Raw genomic sequence first — 21,253 nt, 5'->3', positions numbered from 1 at the left:
ATCGTGGCAGGATCTCTGACCCGCTGGACTAGGCCTGCTCCGCCTCGAGGTCCTGCGTGACGGTGACACCCGCGGCCCGGTAGGGGGCGAGCGCCTCCTTCGACACGCCGCGCTCGGTGAAGAGCCATGTGAGCTCGCTCAGCGGCGCGACCACGTACGGCGACACGGTGCCTAGCTTGTCCGCGGTCACCAGCGCGACGACCTCGGCCGAGGCCTCCACCATCGCCCGCTTCACGTACGACTCGTCCAGATCCAGCGTGGTGACGCCGAACGTGGGATCGAGCGTGCACACCCCCAGGTAGCAGAGGTCCGCCCGGATCTGGCGCACCCCCGCGATGGTCACCCCGTCGGCGGCGGCCAGCGGATCCTTGCGCATGCGCCCGCCCAGCAGGACCACCTCCACCCGCGGGTGCTCCGAGAGCGCGATGGCGACAGGAGGGCTGTTGGTCACGACCGTCGCCTCGAGATCGCGCGGGAGGTGGCGCGCCACAGCCACGTTGGTCGTCCCGCTGTCGATGAACACCACCTGACCCCGCTTGATCAAGGTCGCCGCGGCCCGCGCGAGCTCTTCCTTGGCCTTCGGCCGCTGCCGCTCGCGCGCAGGGAAGCTCGGGTTCACCCGCGAGACCGGCAGGCCGCCGCCGTGAACCCGCTGCAGGAGCCCCTCGTTCGCCATCTCGCGCAGATCGCGCCGGATCGTGTCCTCCGAGACCCCGAAAGCACGGCTCAGCTCGGCGGCCACCACCTTCCCGTCACGTTCCAGTACCGCGAGAATATGTTGGCGCCGCTCGGCCACCATCAGGCCGGAGGTGTCTGCGTTGTTTTGCACGGTTGTTCCTGTTTGTGCACGAAGTTGCTTGATCCGGTCCGATCCGGCCCCATGATCTTTCCCTGATGTTCACGAAAATGCACGAACCTTCCGGGGAGCCTCCAACTTTCAACGCCGTCCTCCGGACGGCCTTCCCCGGGCCGCGGCTGTGCGCCAGCGGCTCGCCTGGTCCTGCGCGGGGGGTGCCGTGATGGGCGCCTCCCTCTCGCTCGTTGACGACGTCGCGCGCGCCCGGCGCGCCGTCTCGGTCATGTTCGTGGCGAACGGCATCGCCTTCGCGTCCTGGGCCGCGCGCGTCCCTGCGGTCCGCGAGCGGCTCGGGCTGCGCGACGGCCTGCTCGGCCTCGCCCTCCTCGGCCTCGCCTGCGGCGCGATGCTCGCCTTCCGCGCCGCCGGGCCGCTCGTCGCCCGCTTCGGGAGCCGGCGCATCACCCGGGTCTCGGCCTTGCTCCTGTGCGCGGCGTTGCCCCTGCCAGCGCTCGCGCCGTCCTTCGCCGCGCTCGTCGCGGCCCTCCTGCTGCTCGGCGTCTGCAACGGCCTCATGGACGTCGCGATGAACGCGCAGGCCGTCGAGGTCGAGCGGCGCTCCGATCGGCCCATCCTCGCTTCGGTCCACGGCATGTTCAGCCTCGGCGGGCTGATCGGGGCGGCGCTTGGCGCGCTCGCGGCCGACCGGGCGCTGTCGCCCGCGGCGCACCTCCTCGCCGTCGCCGCCGTCCTCGCCGCGGCCGTCGCGCGCGAGGGCAGGGCGCTCTCGGCCGACGCGCGCCCCGAGCCCTCGACCGCGGCCGCCCCCGGGGCCGCACGCTCGACAGGGCTCCTCCTGCTCGGCCTCGTCGCCTTCTGCTCGTCCGTGGGTGAGGGCGCGATGGCCAACTGGTCGGCCGTCTACCTCCGCGACGAGCTCCACACCACCGCGGCCTTCGCGGCGACCGGCTACGCCGCGTTCTCGCTGGCGATGCTCCTCGGGCGGTTCTCCGGGGACGGGCTGACGCAGCGGTTCGGCGCCGATCGGGTCGTGCGCGCGGCCGGGGTCGTTGTCGCGGGCGGGCTCGGCGCGGCGCTGCTCGCCAACGCCCCCATCGCCATGCTGCTCGGGTTCGGGTGCGTGGGCGCCGGCCTGTCCGTCGTGGTGCCGCTGGTCTTCCGGGCCGGGGCGAGCGCCCCCGGCGTCGCGCCCGGCAAGGCGCTGGCGACGCTCGCCACCCTGTCGTACGGCGGCTTTCTCGTCGGCCCTCCGGCCATCGGCCTGGTCTCCGATCGCCTCACCTTGCGCGGCGGCCTCGCCCTCGTCGTGGCGCTGGCCCTCGTGATCGTCGCGCTGGGCCCGGCGGTCATCCGCGGGCCCGCGTCCCGCGCCCCCGCCGCCCGCACGCCCGCGCGCCCGCAGGTGATCAGGGCGCACTGACCGCGGGCACCAGCGTGTCTTCGCCCGATCCGGGGCGATTGAACGCGAGCTGCTCGCGCCGAGGGATCAGCGCTTGCGCCACACAGTCGCCAGCCAGGGCTGTTGCTCGCGCGGCCGGCCCGCCGGTCGATAGTAGTGCTCGATCTCCTCGAACCCGGCGGCGGTCACGTGCTCCCGCCACCGCTCGAGCGACCAATAACAGCCGTATCGGTCGCCCGACCACCCCTCCCGATCGTCGCCGCGCGGGTTCGAGCTGAAGAGGACGCCGCGCGGGCGGAGCGCGGCGTGGAGCTCGCGGAGCACGCGCGGCAGCTCCTTGCTCGGCACGTGGAACAGCGACGCGTTGGCGAATATCCCGTCGAAGCGCCCGGCCTCGAGGTCGAGGCGCAGGAAGTCCTGGTGGAGCACCTCGCAGCCCGCGTGTCGCCGCGCCATCTCGACGAACCGCGCGGACCCGTCGAGCCCGACCGGAGTGTGCCCATCCGCGCGGAACGCCGCGAGATCGCGCCCGGGGCCGCAGCCGAGATCGAGGATCGTGAACGGACCTGCCCCCTCCAGGGCCGCGAGCAGCGCGGCGCGGTTCTGCGAGACGTCGTGATCGCGCGTGCCCTCCCAGAACGACAGGGCGTGATCGTCGTAGTGAGCCAGGGTCCTCTCGGTGAGCGCGGAGAGCCGGGGGGCGCTGTCGTCGTGCATGGCGGCAGTGTGGGCCGGGAGCGCCCCGCAGAAAAGGACCGCGAGGCGCTCGCGGCGCGGCCGCCGCCCGGCCCGCGTGCGCCCGGTCGGCGCTATCCCTCCGTGCGGCGCGCGTCTACCCTGAGGCAGGCGCATGCGCGGACCCACGAGATCGACCCCTCATCCGTACCGCGTGTCGATGCCGTTCCGCGCGCTCAACGTGGTCGGGGCGCGGATGGGGCGCTCGGCGCTCCGCGTGCTCGCCCCCCTGGACGTCGACGTCCTGTCCGAGCGCGCCCGGCGGCGCACGGGCCTGACCGATCCCGGCGAGGGCTGGTTCTGGGAGGGGCTGCGGGTCCTCTCCGCCTCGCTCGAGGACGAGGCCGAGCTGGCCCTGGTCGGGAGGCTCGGCTTCGGCGAGGAGATCGAGCGCCAGATCGCGAATCGCCTGCTGCTGCGGGAGGACGTGCGGCGCGAGCCGCGGATCGCCGAGCAGCGCACGCCGCGCCCGGTCTTCATCGTCGGCTATCCGCGCACCGGCACGACGCTGCTGCACAACCTGATGACGCTGCACCCCGACGCGCACGCGCCGCGCTTCTGGCGGCTCCACGCGCCGTCGCCGCCGGTCCGTCCCGAGGACGAGGCCCGCGACCCCCGGCGCGCGGCGGCGAAGCGCCGCGTCCGCCTCGCGCACGCCATGTGTCCGATCTTTGCTACCATCCACGAGCTTTCCGCGGACAGCCCGGAAGAGTGCGTGTTCCTGATGCAGAACACCCTTCTCCCCTATGTCCGCGCCGAGACGCCGTCGTACCGGAGGTGGGTGCTCGCGCAGGACCTCGTCCCGGACTACCGGCATCACCGCCGCCAGCTGCAGGTGTTGCAATGGGGGCGCCCCGAGGGGCGCTGGGTGCTCAAGTCTCCCTTCCACCTGCCGGCGATCGCCGCGCTCCTGCAGGTGTATCCGGACGCGTGCATCGTGATGACACACCGCGATCCGCTCCGGGTCGTCCCGTCGTTCTGCAGCCTCGTCGCGGCCGCGCGCGCGATCCACCAGCGGCGGGTCGAGCCACGCGCGGTCGGCCCGAGGGCCCTCGATCTGCTCGGCGCCATGATGGACCGCTTCCTCGAGGCCCGCGCGCGGCTCGATCCGGCGCGCTTCTTCGACGCGAGCTACGAGGAGCTGACCGCGGATCCCGCCGGGCTGGTGCGGCGCATCCACGAGCGCTTCGGCCTCGGGTTCGACGGCGCTGTCGCCGCGCGCATCGAGGCGTGGATGCGCGAGCACCCGCAGCACCGCTGCGGCGTCCATCGCTACGCCCTCGACGAGTTCGGGCTCACCGAGCGGGAGGTGCTGGACCGGTTCGGCGGCTACCTGGAGCGGTTCGGCGAGCTCGCCGCGGGGAAGCGAGGGCGGCGGAGCTGAGCCGGAGAGCGGGAGTGCCGCAATCGGGGCTCAGGCAGCGTCGAGCCAGGCCTCGAGCTCGGCGGCGAACGCTGCCGGCGCGTCGAGCATCAGCCAGTGGCTGGTCTCCGGCAGCACGACCGCCGTGAGCGCGGGCCTCAGCGCGTGGAGGCTTTGCGGCCATGCGTTCGAAGGGGCGAGGATGGCGTGGGCGCGGGCGCCCGGTGCGGCGAGGTAGCGGTCGAGCGCGCTCACGGACTCGAACTGCAGCAAACTCTGAGTCATGCCGAGCAGCCGGTCGTGCGGCGTGGCGGCGAGGCGCGCCAGCACCACCTCCCGCGTCGCGGGCGTGCTGCCCGCGAGCGCCTCGCTGAACATCGCGACGGCGATATCGCGCCAGCCGTCCGCCGCGAGCGCGGCGAGGTAGGGCGGGAACTGCTGCGCCTGGACCTCCGCTGGCAGCTGCGTGAAATCGCGGGGCGGGTCCGCGAGCACGAGGCGCGCGACCCGCTCCGGGCGGGCGGCCGCGGTGGCGAGCGCCACGAGCGTGCCATAGCTGTGGCCGACGAGCGCGACGTGCGGGAGATCCAGGGCGTCGAGGACCGCGAGCACGTCGGCTGCGCAGGCGGAGGGCGTGTAGTCCGCGTCGGGCGGGGGCTCCGACGCGCCGTGCCCCCGGAGGTCGATGGCCACTGCGCGCCGCCGGCCGGAGGTGTGCGCCAGCGGCGCCTCCCAGAAGCCGGCGTGGCCGACCATCCCGTGCACGAGCACGACCGGCAGCGCCTCGCGCGAGGAACCAGCGCCTGCGTCGGGGCGAGGGACGGCGGCCGGATGATCGACGATGTGGAGCGCGCCCGCAGGGCCCGCGACGGTCAGGGAAGGCATGGGGGTCTGCTACCTCGGTGTGTGGAGCCGCGTGAAGGGGCCGTGTTGCGCTGCGAGGGCCGAGCGTAGGCGAGGCGCTTGTTCGAAGCAAAGGTGCTCTCCCAGGAGCGCTTCGCCCTGGGTCACAGCAGGTCGATGTCCTCGGAGCCGAGCAGAACCGGTCGCCGAGCCGATACGGCCCCTTCAGGAGCACGGGTTCGATGTGAACGAGCCTGCCTGTGGGGAGAGCCGCTATGCCTCGGCGCGGTGCAGCTTCTGAACGAACGCCGCGAGCCCCGGCGGCGACGACGTGAAGTGGATGCGCACGACATCGTCGGCGCGCGCGTCGAGCTCGATCACCTTCGCGTGCAGCTCGCCGCCGAGCTGCTCGGCGAGCGGGCCGGACGGGTGGATCTGGAGGTTCGTGAAGGGCGCGGGCCGGGGATGCAGCCGCAGCACGGCGCCGAAGGGCGAGAGCCCGAGGATGAAGGCGGACTGCGGCTCGCCTTCCACCCGCTTGCCCGCGAGGCGCGCGCACACGACCGGCAGCGGCGACGAGAGCGAGAGGATCTCGACCCGCCGCTCGGGCAGGTAGAGCCGCTCGGGGTTATCGAGGCCCAGGACCTCGTGGACCAGCACACGGTTCGAGAACCCCTTGACGGCCAGCGCGTGGCTCTGGCCGAGCAGGAGGCCCGCGCCGGCGGCGCGGCGCGTGGTGTCCGCGATCAGGATCTGGCGGCCCACCGTGCACGACTCGATGCGGGACGTCAGGTTCACCTGGGCGCCGACCACGCCGTATTTCGTGCGCGCCTCGGAGCCGATGTTGCCGACGACGACCGGGCCGGTGTTGAGCGCGATGCCCATCTGCAGCGTCGGCAGGCCCTCGGCGCTGTTCTTCTCGTTCACCGCGTCCATCGCCATCTGCATCTCCAGCGCGCAGGCGACCGCGCGGCGGGTGTCGTCGCCCGCCGGGAACGGCGCGCCGAAGAGCGCGAGGATCGCGTCGCCGATGAACTCGATGATCGTGCCGCCGCGCGCGACGATGATGCGCGCCATCTCGCCGAGGTAGCCGTTCAGGAGCCGCATGACGACGTCGGGCGGCATGTTCTCGGTCATCGTCGTGAAGCTGCGGAGGTCCGTCATCATGATGGTCACCTCGCGCTCCTCGCCGCCGAGGAGCTGGGCCTCGGGCGAGGAGAGCAGGCGGTTCACCACGTCGTCGCTCAGGTAGCGGCCGAACGTCTTGCGGATGAACTCGCTCTTGACCGACAGCTCCGCCGCGAGCTGCGAGAGCTGCTCGCGCGAGCGCTTCAGCGTGAGCTGCGTGTCGAGCCGCCCGAGAAGGATGTCGAAGTCGATCGGCTTCGTCACGTGGTCGTTGGCGCCGAGCTTGAGCGACTCGACGACGTCCTCGCTCGCGCCGCGCGTGGTCACCATGATCACCGGGAGCTCGGCCTGCGAGCGGCTCTGGCGCAGGGCCGAGAGCACGCCGAGGCCGCTGATGCCGGGCATGTTCACGTCGAGCAGCACGGCGTCGAAGCGCTCGCGCGCGGCGAGCCCCAGCGCGCGGGGTCCGTCCTCGGCGGACGCGGTGCGGTAGCCGTTGTTCTGCAGCACCCGACAGAGGACGTCGCGGTTGCCTCGGCTGTCGTCGACGACGAGGATGGTGCCGCGCCCGCTGCCCTCGATCTCGGCGTGGACAGCGGGCTCCTCGTGCGGGGAGGGGATGCTGACCTTCACGCTCGAGGGCGCGTCCTCGTCGCCGTTCTCCATCGCCTGCACGATGGTGAGCAGCTTGCGCGACGCGAGCTCGATATTGCGGATGTCCTCGATGTGCTGCGGCGCGACCTTGCCCTGCAGCGACGCCACGAGCAGGCGCGTGTAGCCGAGGATCTGGTTGATGGGCGTGTACGGATCGTGGCCTCCGCCGTGCGGCTCGTGGAGCCGCTGCGGCTCGCGCCCCGCGGACGGCCTGGCCGACGCCGCCGGCTGGTGCGCGGCGGGCAGCGCGCCGGTCGCCGTGCGCTTGCCCGGCGACGAGGCCGGCGCGTGGCCGCGGCCGGCGTCTTCGTGGCGGGACGCCTCCGGGATCCGCGAGCTCGGCGGTTCGGGCGGCTGGGTCGCGGGCGCGGCGGGGGAGCCCTCGGACGGGTCCCACCGATCGAACGGATCCTGCAAGGTATAGCCGGCGCGGGCCGCGGCGGCGGCCGCGGCGGTCGGCCGCTCTCGCCAGCCGCGCGCCTCCTGCGACGCATACGCGCCGTGCGGAGAGAGCGGGACGCTCGGTCGATCCCGCCGCACGCGCGCGTCGGCCGGGAAATGGCTGCCGCGCGCCGGGGGCGGCGCGTGCTGCTGAGGAGGCGGGAGGGTGCTGCCCCCGCGGTTCGATGCGGGCGCCGGCGGCAGGGCGCTGCCGCTGCCGGCGCTGTTCCGTGTCAGGGGCGGCGCCGACGGCAGGGCGCTGCTGCTGCTGGCGCTGGCGCGCGACGGGATCGTCTCCGGCGGGGTCCCTCGCGACGGCACGGGGCTGACCGTTGCCTTTTTGGGCGCGTCCTTGTCGGAGGGGGATCGGCTCATGGTTCCGGCGATTCTACGCCTGCGCGCGTAGACGCAACCATGGATGACACCTGCGCTTCATTTTTTATCGCACCCCTACGCATCAGCTTCAGTCTCGGCGCGGGTGGATTTCCTCCGCCGGCGTACGCGCGAGCTCCGTGGGCGTCCAGGCCGTCCTCGGCTGGGTGAACTCTTTCAGTGAGCCGGCACCCAGAAGACGAGAGGCTTCAATCCTCCTCCAGGGGACAACCCGCCTGTCGCGGCGCGTGATCCAGGGAGGCGCGAGCGCGCCCCGCGTGGAGCTGGACAGGCCCGCCCTCCGATGTCGGACGATGTCGACCCCCAATGGGTCTCGCCCCGTCCTCGTGACTCCCGCGCTGGATCGAAGACACGAGCGCCACCCTCCATGCTGCCCCGACGGTGGTTGTGGAGGCAAAATGAAAGACTTTTTTCGAAGTCAAGAGGCGATGAGCCCTCGCGCCCCGCCGGCGGGCTCACCTGACGCCGCGAGGTGAGCCCATGGATGAAGCCGCAGCGGATCGCGGGCCATGGCCGCACGACAGGCACGCTTGTTCCCGCGCTCCCCACCTGATGATCAGGTGGCCTACCTTCAACTCCGTTGTTCGGCGCCGCCGCTCGCGGCGACGGGCGCTCTCGACCGGCTGGACGAACCTGGCGCTCGACATGCGCTCATCCGCCGACATCAGCGCACGGTGGATGTCCGTCCACGTGGCCGTATCGCATAGGAGCGCTCCGCGGCCCCTGCGCTCCTGGGGGATGTGAGAGACGGGTTGGCTTCAATGTGCGCGGGTGCGCGACGCGCACCTAGAACTGACTAGAACTGACTAGAGCTGACTAGAGCTGACACACGTGACGGACGTGGCGGAGAGCACTTTGTTTCTCTTGCAGAGGCAATGAAGGCGTCGTAGTGATCTATTTACGCCATTCGGGCGAGTTTTCGGCTGGAGCTGACGGAACCACCGGCTCGGGCCTGTGCGAGTGCGAGAAGGAGTAGCAGAGGTATGCCCCTGCACACCGGACAGATGGTGACGCCTTCGCTGAGGCTCGTGCGCATCCTCCGGCGCGGCGGGATGGGGAGCATCTGGGTTGCCGATCGGCTTCCGCTGAAGGCTCAGGTAGCCGTGAAGTTCATGTCGCCCGAGTACGTGGACGACCCGGGCTACGTCGAGCGGTTCCGGCGAGAGGCGGTCGCTGCGGCGCAGATCACGAGCCCGCACGTCGCGCAGGTCCTCGATCACGGCTTGACGGCGGAGGGCATGCCGTACATCGCGATGGAGCTCCTCCGCGGCGAGGACCTGAGGGTCCGTATCAGCCGCCAGGGCCGGCTGCCGCTCGGCGAGGTGGCGCGTATCGTGGCGCAAGCGGCCAAGGCGCTGGGGCAGGCGCACCGGCTCGGCATCGTCCACCGCGACATCAAGCCGGACAACCTGTTCCTGACCCAGGTGGACGGGGAGATCTTCGTCAAGGTGCTCGACTTCGGTATCGCCAAGCGGGTCCGGGACCTGCGGGTCACCTCGACGGGGAACGTGGTCGGGACGCCGCTCTACATGAGCCCGGAGCAGCTCGTCACCCCGCGGGATCTCGATTTCCGTGCGGATCTCTGGTCGCTCGGCGTCGTTGCCTATCATGCGATGACGGGGCGGACCCCGTTCTCCGGAGAGACGCTCGCGGCGCTCACGCTCGCCGTGCACAGGGGGCGGTTCACGCCGCCCAGCGCGCACCGGATCGACGTGCCGGCCGCCGTCGACGAATGGATGGCGAGGGCCCTTCAGCAGGATCCGAGCGCCCGCTTCGGGTCGGCGAAGGAGATGGCCGACGCGCTGGAGCGGGCGCTGTCGTCGCGCAAATGGGGCACCGAGACGCCGGCTCCGGCGGGCGCGGAGAGCGTGGTCGAGGCGCCGCCCGTGAGCTCGCAGGACGGCGTGGTCACCCGGCGCAACCCTGTCATGACGTCCCCGTCGATACCGGTCGTGGAGGCGGATCTCTGCGAGGACGACGGCGGCGATGGCACGACGGCGGTCCTGGGCACGGCGTCGAGCCGCAAGAAGCGCAAGAAGCCATCCGCGCGGATAGCAGCGGCAGCCGCGCTAGGCGCCGTGCTGGCCGGCGCCAGCCTGTTCTTCGGCGTCCGGTTCGCCGCGCCCGCAGCCGACAACGCCGCGCTCGCCGCCGTCGCCCCCCGCGGCGCCGGGCTGTCGAGCTCGACCGAGGCGACGCTCCTCGCCAGCGTCGTGGAGGCACCCCGACCGCTGCTCGCGCCGGAGCTCCAGGAGCCGGTCCAGGCCGCGGCGGCGCAGCCCGAGCGCGCGCCCACCAGCGAGGCCTCGCGGTCGACGACGAAGAAGCAGCCCACCGCGCGGCCCGCGCGATCCCCCGGGCGGATCAAGACCGCCCCGTCCACCGGGCGGCACACCCGGCGCATCAAGCCCTTTCCCCGCAACGACATCGCGATGCACCGGTAGCGCTCTCAGCGCTGCCCAGGGGAGCGCGGGCAGTGCGCGGCCGGTCGATGCGCGCGCGGCGCGCGCCTTCAGAGCGGGGTCCGATGCGATTCCTCTGCAGAGGGCCGTTGTCCTCGGCGTCGCGACGTCGCGCGCAGCGCCTCCGCGGTCGCCTGGTCCGCGGGGAAGAACGACTCGACCGCGAGCTCGGACAGGGTGACGTCGCTGGGCTGGCGCGAGCCTGCTCCCGTTCGCGGCGCTCGTCGCATGGCTCGGCATGCGCGAGCGTCCGGCGCGGGGGGCCGTCGTCGCAGGCGGCCGCCTGAGAGCGCTCATCTCCCAGGCAGGAGCCGGCCAGCACCGGCGCCGATCCACGCGAGCGCGCTGCGCGTCCGGTCCTTCGCCTCGCCTTCGATGACGTCGCCGTGGGCGACGACGACGCGCTCGAAGTCCCACGCGAGGACGTCGGCGACGCTGCGCGCCGCCGCGGCGCGGTCCCTCATGAGCACGCGCCACACGTGGTCTTGGGCGGTCTTCCTCCACACGCCGCCGACCCAGAGGAAGACCTTCATGGCGAAGCTGCGGGCCTCATGCACGTTGAAGAGGAGATCCGTCACGATGAGCGTCCGCGACCGCGCGTGCAGGAACACGTGCTCCGCGATGTACGGCACGCCCTCGATGAGGCGGACGTCGAGATCGTCGCCGATCTCCGGCGCGACGCCGGATCGGGGCAGCGGGGTGAAGCGAAGGCCGGAGAGCTTCTTCTCGAGCCCAGGCGCCCCGAGCACGCCGGCGCGTGGCCAGCGCTCGGTCGCGGCCCTCAAGAAGACGTGGTGGAGGCAGCTCGGGGCGACGAGGGCGCGCACCTCGCCGAGCGCATCGATCTCCCGGGCGGTGTCGTCATCGAACGCCAGCGGCGAGTGGATGACGAGCCCGCCGTCGGCGCGCCTCACGACCGTCGTGCGCGCTGGCAGATCGCCGAACGGCAGCCGGAAGTCCCTCTCGTACGCCCACACGTCCTCGGCGATCGCCTGCAGCATGCCGTCATGCAAAGTCGCGCGTGATCGTTGCGTCAAGGCGCGTATCCCCAGGGACCGAAGGATGCCTACCGCCTCCGCTCGGCCTCGATGGCGGCCTGCACTGCAGGGCGGGCGCCGACGCGCTCCCTGTAGCGGCCGAGGACGGGCCATCCCCCGAGATCGACGCCCGCGAACCTCGTCCACGTCATCACGGTATAGAGGTACGCGTCCGCCACAGTGAACCGCTCGCCGAGAAGGTACGTCGTGTCCTCGAGGCGGCGCGCCGCGAAGGCGAAGCGCCGGCCGAGGAGCGCCCTCGCCGCGTTCTTCTGCTCGTCCGGCGCCCTCGGCTTGAAGAGCGGCGAGAACTGCTTGTGCAGCTCGGTGCTGATGAAGCTCAGCCACTCCTGCAGCCGGTAGCGATCCAGGGTGCCGGCCGGGGGGGCGAGCCCGGACTCGGGCCTCCGATCGGCGATGTACTGGACGATCACCGGTCCTTCGGTGAGCACCTCGCCGCCCTCGATCTCGAGCGCGGGCACGTAGCCCTTGGGGTTGATCAAGGTGAAGTCGGCGCCCGACCTTGTCTTCTTCGTGCCGAGGTGGACCTGCTCGAGCTCGAACGGGAGGCCGGCCTCGCGCAGCGCGATGTGCGGAGAGAGCGAGCAGGCGCCAGGGCTGAAATAGAGCTTCATCGCGTTCTTCACAGGAGGGGGCGGAGGAGCGCGGGATCCGAACGTTACTTCAGCGTGTCGGGATCGACGCCGAGCTCCCGGAGCCTCGCCGCCAGCCGCATTGCCTGCTGCTCGGCGGACTCGGCGCGCTGCTCGGCGGACTCGGCGCGCTGCTCGGCGGACTCGGCGCGCTGCTCGGCGGACTCGGCCCGTTTCGCGAGCTCCTTGCCTGCGGGCACGAGCTCTCCCTCGGGGGTGAAGAAGCGAAGCTGCCCCTCCTCGACGCCAAGGAAGAGCTCCAGCTGAGCGCTCCAGAGCCGTCCGGAAGCATCGGGGGCGAGCGGCTCGTACTGACCGTCGAGGAGGTGGAAGCCCGAGAGCTCGAGCGTCTCCGGATGGAACCAGAAGTAGTCCGGCGTCCGGAAGACGTCCTGGTAAATCTGCTTCTTGAGGCCGCGATCGGTGCTCTCTGTGCTCTCCGAGAGCACCTCCACGATCACGTTCGGATACCGGCCGTCTTCTTCCCAGACGACCCAGCTCTTGCGCGGCCTCCGCTCGGTGCCGAGCACGACGAAGAAATCAGGGCCCCGGAAGTGCTCGGTCTTGAGCTGTTTGGGGCTGAAGTAGATGGTCAGGTTCCCCGCGGCGAAGAAGTCGGCACGGTCCTTCCAGAAGAGCTCCAGGCTCTCGAGCAGCAGGATCATCTGGACGAGGTGCTGGTAGCTCTCCATCGGCGGCTCGTTGCTGTACAGATCGCCCGGCGGAGCGACGACGCTCGGGTCGACGATCTCCGCCGGCATCGCGAAGGCGAGGGACGTCATCCCGGAAGCCTGCCGGAGGATCCCCCCCGCAGCAAGGTCCGCGGCGTACCTCGACGTGTCCGCGTAGCCGCTCGTGAGGGAGGACGCTCGCGAGCCTCGGCCGTCGGGCGAGCGAGCTGCCCAGGAGAGCTGAAGCTCAACGGCCGAGCGGCGGCTCGCTCCTGCCGCATGACAGGCTGTTGCTCGATCGGGCAACGTGTTGCCTATCTCCTATCGGTGCGCCCTGAACCCCTGGTTGGGCGAGGTGTGTTTCTGGCCGCCGGGACGGGCCTTCTCGTCGAAACCGGACGACGATCACCGCTGGTCCGACGCTTGCTCAACAGCCCCGGAACAGCGCGCGGCGCGTCGCTGCGGCCCCGGACGGCCGGGCGCCGGAACCGCGGAGTCGTCGCCCACCAGCACAGAAGGAGCCTCGATGCTGCTGCATAGCAGGTTCGACCACGTCGCCAGGAACACCATCGACCACTGGATGAAGCCCGATAGCATCCACCTGTCGGCGGGTGAGCGCTGAGGTGCTGCTGGCCTGCTGCATGGCCGTCTTCGTCGCGTCCATCATCCCGAGCCCATCGATGCTGCTCGCGCTCGCCAAGGGCGCCAGCCACGGCTGGGGGGCAGGGGCGCTCTCCGGGGCCGGAAACATCGCGGCGACGATCGTGCAGGCGGTCGCCTCCTACCTCATGATCCTCGAGGTCGGCGGCCTGTCGAGCTCGCTCTTGCTCGGCATGAAGCTCGTGGGGGCGCTGTACATCTTCTATATCGGCTGGACGCTGCTGGGCATCGCCAATTCCGGGAGCGACCGTGAGGTCGCGGCGCGGTCCGGGTCGTCGTGGCAGCACGTCCGCGACGGCTTCATGTTCGCCGTCGTCAACCCCAAGGCGATCGTGCTCTTCGCCGCCCTCTTTCCCCAGTTCGTGAGGCGGAGCGCGGCGGGCGGCGTGATCGCGATGGGCGTCCCGATCGTCACCATCGGCTTCGCCTGCTTCATGATCTATGTCGTGGCGGGCCGCGTGATGGTGGAGATCCTCGGGAACGGGCGGCACGTCGGGAAGATCTTCGGCATCTGCATCATGCTGTGCGCGCTCGCGCTGCTCTTCGCCCGGATCGCCTGATTCGCCCGAATCGCCGGATGAACACGTCAGGGACGCGCGGTCCGCCTCGACCCTGGTGCGCCGCCTCGGCGCCGCTGCGAGGAGGCTGCAGCCTTCAAGCAGGTGGGGGCACGTGCCTCGGCCGCGATGCGCCGATCTCCTGGGTCGCCTCGCTGCCGCGGCCTACACTCCCTTCGCATGTCCCCCGGATCGCCCACGCCGCCTGCCACGGCCGGCTCCGCCGCGCTGATCGAGCGCGCCCGCCGGCTCGCGACGCTCGTGCTCGCCCCTTCGGCGAACGCCACGGATCAGGCCGCGGCGGTTCCCCGAGAGCACATCCGCGCGCTCGCGGACGCAGGTCTCCTCGGGACCGCGACGCCCGCATGCTACGGCGGCCACGGCGCCCCGCCGCGGGTCGCGCGCGAGGTACTGGAGATCCTCGCCGGTGCCTGCGGTGTGACGGCGTTCGTCCACATGCAGCACGCCGCCGCGTGCCCGCTCATCGCGCGCGGCGACAACGAGGCGCTCAAGGCGCGCGCCCTGCCTCGTTTCGCCGCCGGCGAGCGGTTTTGCACCGTCGGCTTCTCGCACGTCCGCCGCCCGGGCCCGCCGATGGTCAATGTCGAGCCCGACGGCGACCGGTTCCGCTTCGACGGCACCGTGCCCTGGTTGACCGGCCATGGGATCGCCGACGATGCGGTCATCGCCGGAGCGCTCCCCGATGGTCGCCTGATGTACGTCCTGACGCCGCTGGAGGCGGGGAACTCCATCGAGGCATCGCCGCCGCTCCGCCTGAGCGCGATGAACGCCTCGGCCACGGTGTCGCTGACGCTGCGCGATCTGCGCGTCGGCCCCGAGCAGGTGATCACGACCCTGACGCGCGAGCAGCAGGCCGCCCGCGACGCCGCGGGCCTGCTCACGCCGTCGGCGCTCTCCCTGGGCGCCGCCGGCGCCGCCGCGGCCCTGCTCGCGGACCTGGCGGAGCGCCGCTGCAGCGCGCGCCTGGCGGACGCCGCGCGGGCGTTCGAGGAAGAGAGGGAGTCCGCCCGCGCCGAGGTCGATGCATGGGCGGACCGGCCGGAGGCGGAGGGCCAGGCAGAGCACGCGGTCCGCGTTCGCGCCTGGTGCATCGATCTGGGCGTCAGGGCCGCGCACGCCGCGGTCGCTGCGACCGGAGGCAGCGCCAACCTCCTCGACCACGCCGCGCAGCGCCTCTTCCGCGAGGCGATGCTCTATTCGCTCACGGCCCAGACGCGCGACTTGCAGACAGCGACGGTGCAGCGGCTGCTCGAGCGGGCGACCCGCCCCAGGTCGGGGTAACGACGGCGACCCGGCGGCTCTCGCCCGCCATCCTTGGCACCATCGCCCGACCTGGGCCGCTCGCTACGTCGATTCTTGTGGATCCGCGCGGCCGTCGGCGCCGCCCGCGCCGTTTGGGCCGTACGCGCCGACAAAGTCCCGCAGCTTCCGGGTCTGGTAGCTGCGTGCCAGCGTCGTGAGCTGCTCGATCCAAGGTCTGAGACGCGGGTCGTGCTGCGCTATCCGCTCCGCCTCCTCCAGGATCTTGTGGACGAGCCCCTTCTTCGCGAGCGCCGACAGGATCGCCAGCTCGTCGGCCGGAGGCGGCGCGAGGTGTCCGCCGCCTTCGGGCTCCTCCGCCGGCGCGTCCCGAGCGGGGGCTTCATCGCGGCGAAGCCACTCGATGCCAAGCAACCGCGATATCTTGTCGAGGAGCGCGCTCGCCACGATCGGTTTGGGCAAGAAGTCATCGCAGCCGGCGCTGGCGCACTGCTGCCGCTCGGCCTCGGATACGCTCGCCGACGAGGCCAGGATGACGACCTGCCGGAGCTCGGGCATGCGCCTGAGGCGACGCGCGGTCTCGTAGCCGTCCATGCCCTTCATGTACACGTCCAGCAGGATGAGCGCCGGCGCGCGCAGCGCCGCCATGCGCAGCGCCGCCTCACCGCCGTCCGCCTCGCGCAGCTCGAAGCCGAGCGGGCCGAGGAGCTCGCGTACCACCGCGCGATTGTCGGGATTGTCGTCCACGATGAGCACCGCGCGGCGCTCCCCCTGATAGCCGACGATCGTGTCCCACCCCCTGGCTTCGCCTGGGCTCGTCGCGAGCTGCACCTCGGCGAGCGGAAGCGTCACGGCAAAGACGCTGCCCTCGCCGACCTCGCTTTGCACCTCGATCGCACCACCCATCTGTTGCACGAGCTTCTTCGTGATGGCGAGGCCAAGCCCTGTGCCCTCGCTCTTCGCGCTCTGCTCCCCCACCTGCTCGAAGGGCTCGAAGATGCGCGACAGGTGCTCCGGGGCGATCCCAGGACCCGTATCCTCGACCCGGAACCGCACCATCCGCCCTGCCGGGACGGTCTCCTCCAGCACCTCGACGTGGAGGGCCACGCCTCCCCGCTCGGTGAACTTGATGGCATTGCCGAGGAGGTTCAAGAGCACCTGCATCAGCCGCTTCTCGTCGGCGCAGACGGCCTGAAGCGCAGGGCCGCGAAGATCGTGGGAGAATGTGATCGCCTTCGCTTCGGCGCGCACCCGGCACAGGTCGACCACGGTCCGCACGAGCGCAGGCAACCGGAACTCCGTCAGGACGGAGTCCATCTTCCCCGCCTCGATCTTGGCCAGGTGCAGCAGGTCATTGATGAGCGAGAGCAGGTGCTCGCTCGACTTCTGGATGACCCGCAGGCCCTCCCGCCACGCCGGCGGGACGTCGGGGGTTCGCTCCAGGATCTGGGCATAACCCATGATCCCGTTGAGCGGCGTTCGCAGCTCGTGGCTCATGCTGGAGAGAAAGTCGCTCTTCGCCTGGCTGGCGCGCTCCGCGGCCTCCTTGGCGATGCGGAGCTCGACGGTGCGCTCCTTGATCTTGGCCTCCAGGTCCCGGTACAGGAGGGCGTTCTCGACGGCGATGGCGGCCTGCGCGGCGAGCACCGACAGGAGCTCCACCCGCCGCTCGGGGAACGCCGCAGGCACCTCTCGATGCTCGAGGTAGAGCACGCCGAGGAGGCGCCCTCGATGCGACAAAGGAAGCGAGAGGAGCGAGAGCACGGGGCGCGAGGCCAGGTGCGGATCGGCCGCGAAGCGCGCGTCCGACCTGGCGTCGTCCACCACGACCGGCTCGTTCGTGCGCGCCACGTAGTGCACCACCGTCCTCGCCACCTCGCTGCTCTGCGAGAGCGGCTCGGACAGGCCCGTCTCGATGCGGCCTCCCTCCACCGAGAGCCGCGCCACGACCGAGAGCTCTTCGCCTTCGCCGAGCAGCAGGACGCCGCGCTGCGCCCCGGCGCTCTCCAGCACGAGCTCCATCAGACGCCCGACGACCCGCTCCGGGTCGAGCTCGCTCGACAGCGCCCGCGCCGCGCGCACCGCGGTGTTCACGTCGAGCTGCGCGCCGCCGGTGACGCCCGTGGTGGTCAGCGTGGCGACGCCCGTCGTGCGGCGGCGCTCCGCCGTCGCGGGCCGGGCAGGCGCGCGGAGCAGGGCGGGCCACCTCGCCTCCAGGTGGGCCACCACGGCGTGCGCCTCCCAGCGAGCATAGGCGTCCCTGGCCTCGCGCAGGTACAGCGCGGCGACACGGCTCCTGCCCGCCTCGAGGTGAAACTCGGCGCAGAGCTGAGCGGCCAGGGCTTCGATAGGAAAGAATCGCTGCTCGCGCGCGAGCTCGATGGCCTCGTCGTACCTGGCCATGGCTTCGTCGGTCTTGCCCTGCACGCGGGCGTGCTCGGCCTCGAGGAGGCGCAGCTTGTGGAGGAAATTGTCCGCGCTCCCCTCGGCGAAGTACCTCAGCCGCGCGAGGCCTCGCTCGATGTCCTCGCGGAGCCCGGCCCGCTCCGCCGCGTCCGCGGCTGTCGGCCAGCACCTCGCGGCCGCGAGCGCGAGCCAGAGCGGTATGTCCGTGACCGGGGGAAAGCCGAAGATGGACACGCGGAACTGCTCGGCCTCCCGTGCCCGCGCGAGCGCCTTCGGGTACGCGCCCGCGACGAGGAACAGGTGCGCCTCGAGGATGCGAGCCAGCTCGGCTGCCATCCCGTCTCCGTCAGCCAGGAAGGAGCGCGATCCTCGTGAGAGCGGCTCGCCCGACAGGAGCCTCCCCGCGCCGTCGGCGTTCGTCAAGAGGTCGCACCACGACGCGATCGCCTCGAAATAGTGCGTCCCGAGCGCGGTCCCCGCGCGCTGCATCAACCCCCAGCGCGCCGCCCGGTGCGCCTCGAGCTGCCGGAGCGGCTGGCCACGCCACACTCGGTAATAGAACAGGTCGCCTTCCAGCCCCCAGCTCGCCCCCTGGAACGAGCCGACCTTCAGGCCGGTCGCGCAGGTCCGCTCGAAGATGGGCGCCATTTCATCCGCGGGGCGGGAGTAGGCCGTGTACTGCCCGTGGAAAGACAGACACTCTGCCAGAAAGGGCGACGCGACGCGCTCGGCCGCGCGCACTCCAGGGCCGACCCAGCACGCAGCGCGACGATACATGCCCGTGGTGAGCGACCAGACGTTCGCGAAGCAAACGATGATGAAGGGAGAGACGGGCGTGAGCGCGCGCCGCTCTCGCACCCTCAGCACGGCGCGGGCGATCACGAGCCCGGACAGCAGCGGTTGACCGCCGATCGCCGCACACACCATGAGGTGCATCGTCAGCGCATCGATGAGCACCTGCTCCGGGGAGGGATCGAGGGGCATCCGCTCGAACGCGTCCGGGTCGCGCTCGAACCATCGATCCAGCTCGGCGGACTCCTCGAGGAGCGCGGCGCTGCGCGCCTCGTCCGTGCCCGGAAACGCGATGTCCTGCTCCGTGAGCGCGGCGAGCCCGAGCTCGACCCCTCGCGCGAACTGGCCCGCCGCCTGGGCGCTGCGGACGCGGAGCTCCTGCGCCGAGAGCCTGGTGAGCGCCGGCAGCGGCATGGCGAGCAGCCGCGCGCACCGCGCCTCGACGTCGTCGAACTCCCGCAGCAGAAAGGCCGCCTCGATCTGCTCGAGCGCGAGCTCCGCGCACAGCGCCGCGTCCTTGCGCCAGGCGTCATCGCCCAGCAAGCCCTGCGCGGCCTCGGCGAGGCTCAGGAGGAGCCGGTACGAGCTCGCCGCCTTCGCGGCGCGCGCGGCCTCGAGGTTCAGCCGTGCCAGCGCCTCGCGCTCGCCTGCGGAGTCCATCCGCGCTGAGCCCAGGTTGAGGTGCCGCACCAGCTCCAGGAGCTCCTGGGGTGTGCCCCCCTGCGCCCGATGCCGCGCCCACAGCCGCCGGCCGATCTCCAGGTGCGCCAGGACGCGCTGCGCCGGCGGGGCCCGCTCGTAGCTCGCCTGCTGCACGCGGTCGTGCAAGAAGCGGTATTCAGCGTCGAGCGCTCCTTCTCCGGTTCCGGTTCCGGTTCCGGCTCCGGCCTCTCCCAGCGCCTGCGCGGTCCGGTAGGCTCCATCGGCGGGCACCACCAGCTCCTCCCGCAGGGCGGGCCACAGCGCGCCGGTCACCCGGGCGCGCTCCCATCCGCTGAGCCGCTCCAGGTCGTGGAGGTGGAAAGCGTGCCCCGCGCACGCCGCGAGCCCCAGGAGCTGCTGTGTCGCTTCAGGCATCTCGAGCAGCTTGTCCGTCAGGAGGGCGACGACGTTGTCGGTCACCTGCGCCTGCTCGATCTCCTTCTGGCCCCAGCGCCACGCGCCGCTCTCCGGGTCCCGCGCCACCTTGCTCTGCCGGTGCAGGGACAGCAGCAGCTGCTCCATGAAGAACGGGTTTCCTCGCGTCTTTTGCCACAGGATACGCGAGAGCGGCTCCACCCGCGCCGCCTCGCTGCTCAGCGCCCGCGCTGTCCATGCCTGCACGTGCTCCGCCGAAAGGGGGTGCACCGACATCCTCGACACCCTCGCCCCGCTCTCCTCGACCGACGCCACGAGCCTCCACAGCGGGTGCTCGGGGGGCGCCTCGTTGTCGCGGTACGCCGCGATCAAGAGGAGCTCTCTTCGCTCTGCGTCGGTCAGCAGCGTCCTCAGGATCTCCAGCGTGGCGCTGTCGGCCCACTGCATGTCGTCGAGGAACATCACGAGCGGCGCGTTCGGCGTCGTGACCGCCCGCACGAAGTTCAGCCAGGTCAGCCGCTGGCGGGCGAGCACCTGCTCGCCGTGCACCGGCGGCACCGGCGCGAGCTTGCCCATGATCAGGTCGAGCTCCGGCACCACGTCGGCGATGAGCCGGGCGTTGTCCCCCACGTCGGCCCTGATCCGCTCCTGCCACGCCGTCAGCGTCGGCTTCGGGCTCGCCAGCCACTGCTGCATCAGCGCCCCGAACGCTTGCGCCATGGCCGCGTAGGGCGTCGACCGCGCGAGCTGGTCGTGCTTGCCCGAGATCAGGAGCCCGCGCCCCGCGCGCGCGATGTCCCGGTAGACGGTGCGCACGAGCGCCGTCTTGCCGATGCCGGACGGGCCGCCGATGAGCACGAGCTCCGCCGCGCCCTCGGCGGCGCGGGCGAAGGCCGCGCCCAGCAGATCGCGCTCATGCTCTCGCCCGACGAGGACGTCCGGCAGCCGCAGCTTCTGCGAGAAATCCTTGTCCCCGAGCGTGAAGCGCTCCACCGCGCCGCGCTCGCGCCACATGCGCAGCGCTCGCTCCAGGTCTTCCGCTGCGCCCTTGGCCGTCTGGTACCGCCGGTCAGGGTTCTTCGCGAGGAGCCTGGACACGATCGCCGCGAGGCCCGGAGGCGCATCGGGGACGACCTCGTCGAGGGACGGCGGCTCCTTGGCCAGGTGCGCGTGCACCAGCGAGAGCGGGTCGCGCTCGGTGAACGGTAGCCGCCCTGAGAGCGCCTCGAAGAGCGTCACTCCGAGCGAGTACAGGTCGGTGCGGGGATCGAGCGCCCGCGCTGTGCGGCCCGTCTGCTCGGGCGACATGTACGCCAGTGTCCCCTCGAGCCCTTCGGGGATGCTCGCCGCCGTCGCCTCCAGCGGCAGCGACGAGGCGATGCCGAAGTCGAGCAGCTTGACCTGCGCGTACCCCGCGTCGACCAGCACGTTCTGTGGTTTGATATCCTTGTGCGTTATGCCGGCCGCGTGCACGGCCTCGAGGGATCGAGCGAGGAGCGCTCCCAGCCTCAGCACCGCTTCCACCGGCAGGCGCCCGCGCTCGGCGAGCTCTAGATCCAGCGACCGGAGGCCGGGGTCCTCGATCACCAGCGCGGCCGTGCCGCCCCGCTGCAGGAGCTCCCGCGCCCGCGCTACCCCCGACACCTCTCCGAGCTGTGTCAGGATGTGATGCTCATGCAGGATGCGCCCCGTCACGCGCGAGCTCGGCGCGGCCGCCGCGGGGAGCTTGAGCACCACCCTGTCGCCGGAGGGGCGATGGACCGCGCGGCACACGCGGGTCTCGGCCCCTTCGTGCATCACGTCCCCCACAACGTAGTCTCTCAGATCCATCCCGGTTCAGCTCCTCTTCGGGTCGGCGGAGACGCCCGGCGAACGACGGAATTC

At 71.7% G+C, this 21,253-nt stretch carries 13 protein-coding genes and 1 pseudogene; 5 read left to right on the top strand and 9 right to left on the bottom strand.

From position 1 onward, the window contains the following. Positions 1-28: 28 nt before the first annotated feature. Positions 29-829 (bottom strand): DeoR/GlpR family DNA-binding transcription regulator, encoded by an 801-nt coding sequence (locus WMF29_RS21855; RefSeq protein WP_437330682.1) that lies wholly within the window; start codon positions 827-829, stop codon positions 29-31. 190 nt (positions 830-1,019) lie between these two features. On the opposite strand from WMF29_RS21855, the gene WMF29_RS21850 reads away from it, so the two are divergent. After that, entirely contained in the window at positions 1,020-2,237 is a 1,218-nt protein-coding gene (locus WMF29_RS21850; protein WP_437330681.1) for an MFS transporter, read from the top strand. Between the two features lie 66 nt (positions 2,238-2,303). Here WMF29_RS21850 and WMF29_RS21845 read toward each other — a convergent pair whose 3' ends face one another. Beyond that, on the bottom strand, positions 2,304-2,933 hold the full coding sequence (locus WMF29_RS21845; RefSeq protein ID WP_437330680.1) for a class I SAM-dependent methyltransferase: 630 nt from the start codon (positions 2,931-2,933) through the stop codon (positions 2,304-2,306). A 133-nt stretch (positions 2,934-3,066) separates the two neighbouring features. On the opposite strand from WMF29_RS21845, the gene WMF29_RS21840 reads away from it, so the two are divergent. Next, the gene (locus WMF29_RS21840; RefSeq protein ID WP_437330679.1) at positions 3,067-4,335 is read left to right on the top strand and encodes a sulfotransferase family protein; all 1,269 of its coding nucleotides are present in this window, start codon (positions 3,067-3,069) and stop codon (positions 4,333-4,335) included. Positions 4,336-4,365: 30 nt separating this feature from the next. On the opposite strand, the gene WMF29_RS21835 is transcribed toward WMF29_RS21840, so the two are convergent. Both WMF29_RS21835 and WMF29_RS21830 read right to left on the bottom strand, forming a co-directional pair. Beyond that, entirely contained in the window at positions 4,366-5,199 is an 834-nt protein-coding gene (locus tag WMF29_RS21835; RefSeq protein WP_437330678.1) for an alpha/beta fold hydrolase, read from the bottom strand. 231 nt (positions 5,200-5,430) lie between these two features. After that, positions 5,431-7,755, bottom strand: a complete 2,325-nt coding sequence (locus tag WMF29_RS21830; RefSeq protein ID WP_437330677.1) for a response regulator — start codon at positions 7,753-7,755, stop codon at positions 5,431-5,433. Between the two features lie 1,001 nt (positions 7,756-8,756). Between WMF29_RS21830 and WMF29_RS21825 the strand changes: the two genes are divergently transcribed. Further along, positions 8,757-10,217 (top strand): serine/threonine-protein kinase, encoded by a 1,461-nt coding sequence (locus tag WMF29_RS21825; protein WP_437330676.1) that lies wholly within the window; start codon positions 8,757-8,759, stop codon positions 10,215-10,217. A gap of 68 nt (positions 10,218-10,285) precedes the next feature. Here WMF29_RS21825 and WMF29_RS21820 read toward each other — a convergent pair. From WMF29_RS21820 to WMF29_RS21805, 4 genes and pseudogenes are all read right to left on the bottom strand, one after another. Further along, positions 10,286-10,426: pseudogene (locus tag WMF29_RS21820) on the bottom strand (transcriptional regulator); the annotation flags it as partial. Between the two features lie 102 nt (positions 10,427-10,528). Beyond that, a complete protein-coding gene (locus WMF29_RS21815; RefSeq protein WP_437330675.1) occupies positions 10,529-11,236 on the bottom strand; it encodes a DUF4336 domain-containing protein in 708 nt (235 codons plus the stop codon). A 65-nt stretch (positions 11,237-11,301) separates the two neighbouring features. Continuing rightward, positions 11,302-11,907: a glutathione transferase GstA gene (gstA, locus tag WMF29_RS21810; protein WP_437330674.1), complete on the bottom strand. Its 606-nt coding sequence runs from the start codon at positions 11,905-11,907 to the stop codon at positions 11,302-11,304. A gap of 44 nt (positions 11,908-11,951) precedes the next feature. Next, complete coding sequence (locus tag WMF29_RS21805) at positions 11,952-12,707, bottom strand: Uma2 family endonuclease (protein ID WP_437330673.1); 756 nt, start codon at positions 12,705-12,707, stop codon at positions 11,952-11,954. Positions 12,708-13,207: 500 nt separating this feature from the next. On the opposite strand from WMF29_RS21805, the gene WMF29_RS21800 reads away from it, so the two are divergent. Then, a complete protein-coding gene (locus tag WMF29_RS21800) occupies positions 13,208-13,816 on the top strand; it encodes a LysE family translocator (protein ID WP_437330672.1) in 609 nt (202 codons plus the stop codon). 177 nt (positions 13,817-13,993) lie between these two features. Continuing rightward, complete coding sequence (locus WMF29_RS21795) at positions 13,994-15,115, top strand: acyl-CoA dehydrogenase family protein (protein ID WP_437330671.1); 1,122 nt, start codon at positions 13,994-13,996, stop codon at positions 15,113-15,115. Between the two features lie 63 nt (positions 15,116-15,178). Here the strand turns inward: WMF29_RS21795 and WMF29_RS21790 are convergent, their stop codons facing one another. After that, positions 15,179-21,199, bottom strand: a complete 6,021-nt coding sequence (locus tag WMF29_RS21790; protein WP_437330670.1) for an AAA family ATPase — start codon at positions 21,197-21,199, stop codon at positions 15,179-15,181. Positions 21,200-21,253: the final 54 nt, after the last annotated feature.

This window comes from Sorangium sp. So ce381 (genome assembly GCF_051473845.1).
GTDB lineage: Bacteria > Myxococcota_A > Polyangia > Polyangiales > Polyangiaceae > Sorangium > Sorangium atrum.
Note: the sequence above shows the minus strand (reverse complement) of the source record. Positions and strands in the feature narration are given on the sequence as shown.